General features: G+C 62.0%; 1 protein-coding gene and 1 pseudogene. One reads left to right on the forward strand and one right to left on the reverse strand.

Features of this window, described 5'->3' with window-relative positions:
* A pseudogene (locus AC5ZG1_RS44080) lies at positions 1-201 on the forward strand (MFS transporter); the annotation flags it as partial.
* Between the two features lie 286 nt (positions 202-487).
* Here the strand turns inward: AC5ZG1_RS44080 and AC5ZG1_RS44085 are convergent.
* Positions 488-768: hypothetical protein (locus AC5ZG1_RS44085; protein WP_496136526.1), on the reverse strand; the 281-nt coding region annotated here is incomplete at its 5' end.

A 768-nucleotide genomic window follows, 5' to 3' on the forward strand; every position in this document is an offset into this window, starting at 1 on the left:
AATGCGCTCGGCAATCTGTCCGGCTTCGCCGGACCGTTCCTCATGGGCTACCTCAAAGACGCGACCGGCAACTTCACGGCCGGGCTGCTGGTCCTGGGCGGCTGCGCTCTGGTCGGCAGCATTGTGGCCCTGACGCTAAGGGTCAATCCGCAGATGGAGGTCACCGGCGCTGCGCCGGGTGCGTCGGCGCCGGCTCGCTGAGAGGACCAGCCTGTCGATGAGCGGGATTGCTCGACACTCAACGTAAACCCCCGCTTCAGCTCCACGGCCGTTAGGTGATCGTGGACCTCACACAGCCGCCTGCACATGATCGAATGCCGCAGCGCGCATCAGTGTGTCAGAAGCATCAACGGTCATCACCGCGGCTTTGCCGTCGCGGCGGCAAGCGCTGTGCTCCTCGGATGCAGAGCCGCGCTCGTCACGCTAAGGCCGACAAACCCTCAAGATCCAATCTGTCCTGCTAACCCCGGCAGCTAAATGCCCAACGTCATCCGAGCGGCATTGGCGTATCCGCCGCGACCGAAACATCGAGATTCGGCCGCAACGAAGTGGGCCGAAGGCCTGTGTGTACCGAAAACCTCATTCGAGTTGATGACGTGATGGAATCGCCTAAGCTGGCGGAATGATCGGGCTGTTTTGCTTCGTTCTTTCCGCCCTGGCCTCGCCATTCAAGTCGGAGTTGCGGCTTGAGGCCGAGAACGCGGTGCTTCGACATCAGTTGATGGTCTTGAGGCGTAGGCTGCATGGTCGCGTCCGGCTCACGAACCA

This window comes from Bradyrhizobium sp. Leo78 (assembly GCF_059512425.1).